The organism is Lysobacter enzymogenes, from assembly GCF_017168095.1.
GTDB lineage: Bacteria > Pseudomonadota > Gammaproteobacteria > Xanthomonadales > Xanthomonadaceae > Lysobacter > Lysobacter enzymogenes_D.
In genome coordinates this window covers 1-2,202 of the sequence record NZ_LXSD01000514.1, presented here as the reverse complement: position 1 = coordinate 2,202, position 2,202 = coordinate 1, and the positions used below count along the sequence as shown (strand labels likewise).

General features: G+C 68.8%; 2 protein-coding genes. Both read left to right on the top strand.

Features of this window, described 5'->3' with window-relative positions; genetic code table 11:
* Positions 1 to 240 precede the first annotated feature (240 nt).
* Positions 241 to 1,185 carry an FKBP-type peptidyl-prolyl cis-trans isomerase gene (locus tag A7A76_RS20865; protein ID WP_206413109.1) on the top strand — a complete coding sequence of 315 codons (945 nt, stop codon included), beginning with the start codon at positions 241 to 243 and terminating at the stop codon, positions 1,183 to 1,185.
* Positions 1,186 to 1,311: 126 nt separating this feature from the next.
* Complete coding sequence (locus A7A76_RS20860) at positions 1,312 to 2,136, top strand: FKBP-type peptidyl-prolyl cis-trans isomerase (protein ID WP_206413108.1); 825 nt, start codon at positions 1,312 to 1,314, stop codon at positions 2,134 to 2,136.
* Positions 2,137 to 2,202 lie beyond the last annotated feature (66 nt).

Here is a 2,202-nt window from a genome sequence, read left to right as displayed (position 1 = left end):
GCGCGCGCCGGCCGACGCCGCGGCGGCGCGATCTGCGCGCCCGGTCAGGTTTCCGCCGCGCGCCGCTGCCGCCGCGGCGGAACTAAAACCGCGGTCGGCCGTCACACTGGAGCGTTGCCGCCCAAGGCCGCGCCCGCGACAATGGCGGGCTCGCGCCGCGCGACGGCGCGGCCAAGCTCCACCATCTCCAGTCACTACCAGCAGCCACACCAGAATTCGGCAACCAGGAGCGGGACCCTAATGAAGCCCTTCGTGCGCGGCGCGGCCGTGTTGATGACCACCGCGGCGCTGTTCGCAGGCGCCGCCTCTGCCCAGGACAAATCCGTGCTCGCCAACGAACGCGAAAAAATCAGCTACGCCATCGGCATGGACGTGGCGTCCTCGCTCAAGCCGGTCGGCCCGGACCTGGACGCCGCGGCGTTCGAAAAAGCGGTCAAGAACGTGTTCGACGGCGGCAAGCCGCTGATCACCCAGGACGAGGCCCGCACGGTCGACGCCGCGCTGCGCGCGCGCATCGCCTCGCGCGAAGGCAAGCCGGCGCAGGGCACCCCGCCGGGCACGCCGCCGCCGGCGGTCGACAAGAGCAAGGTCGGCCTGATGATCGGCTCGTTCATGGTCGGCCCGGCGCTGCAGCAGATCAAATCCGAAATCGAGCTGCCGGTGCTGGTGCAGGCCGTGCGCACCTCGCTCGGCGGCGGCCAGACCCTGCTCAACGAAGGCGACGCGCGCACCGTGCTGACCAACTTCAGCGAGCGCATGCAGGCCAAGGCCAAGGCCGAGGCGGCCGCGGCCGGCGAGAAGAACCTCAAGGAAGGCAAGGCGTTCCTGGAGGAGAACAAGAAGGTCAAGGGCGTGTTCGCGACCGGCTCGGGCCTGCAGTACATGATCCTGCGCCAGGGTTCGGGCGAGCGTCCCAAGCCGACCGACAAGGTCAGCGTGAACTACAAGGGCACGCTGCTGGACGGCAAGACCTTCGACAGCTCCTACGATCGCGGCCAGCCGGCCGAATTCCCGGTCAACGGCGTGATCCAGGGCTGGCAGGAAGGCCTGGCGATGATGCCGGTGGGCAGCAAGTTCAAGTTCTGGATTCCGTCCGAGCTGGCCTACGGCCCGAACGGCGCGCCGCCGAGCATCGGCCCGAACGCGGTGCTGACCTTCGAAGTCGAGCTGCTCGACATCCTGTGATCCCCCCGCGCGCCGCCCGCGCGGCGCGTGAAGCAACGTTCAGCCGGCGCCGGGCAGTTTGTCCGCCCGGTCACCCACCTTCCGGTCATCCCGTCTTTTCAGGAGTGCAGTTTGATGAAGCCTTTCATGCGTAACACCGCCTTGGCGATCGCCGTGGGCTCGATGGCGCTGTTCGCCGCGGGCTGCGACCAGGCCGGCAAGCCGGCCGGCGACAAGGCCGCCGCCGAAAGCAAGAGCGGCGACAAGGCGGGCGAGGCCAAGAAGGACGTCAAGGTCCTGGGCGGCATGAAGACCGAGAAGGAGCAGAACAGCTACCTGATCGGCATGGACATGGGCCGTTCGCTGGAACTGCTCAAGGACGATATCGACCTGGCCGTGCTGCAGAAGGCGATGCAGGCCAGCATGAAGGGCGAGAAGACCGCGCTGACCGACGAGGAAGCGATGCAGATCCGCCAGCGCCTGCAGGAGACCGTGCGCGCCAAGCAGGTCGAGAAGATGGTGGCGATGGCCAAGAAGAACCAGGAAGACGGCGAGAAGTTCCTCGCCGCCAACGGCAAGAAGGCCGGCGTGGTGACCACCGCTTCGGGCCTGCAGTACCAGATCGTGACCGAAGGCAAGGGCGCCAAGCCGAAGGCCTCCGACACCGTGCGCGTGCACTACAAGGGCACGCTGCTGGACGGCAAGGAGTTCGACAGCTCCTACGCGCGCAACGAGCCGGCGGTGTTCCCGCTCGGCGCGGTGGTGCCGGGCTGGCAGGAAGGCATCGCGCTGATGCCGGTCGGCAGCAAGTTCAAGCTGTGGATCCCGTCCAAGCTCGGCTACGGCGAGCAGGGCACCCCGGGCGGCCCGATCGGCCCGAACGCGACCCTGGTGTTCGACGTCGAGCTGCTCGACATCGTCAAGGCCGACGGTCCGGAATCGGCCGCGATGGGCACCGCGCCGAAGCATTGATCCGCGACCCGGCGGCGCCGGCGCGCGATCCGGCGCCGGCGCCGCGCCGCTCCCGTCCGCGAGGGC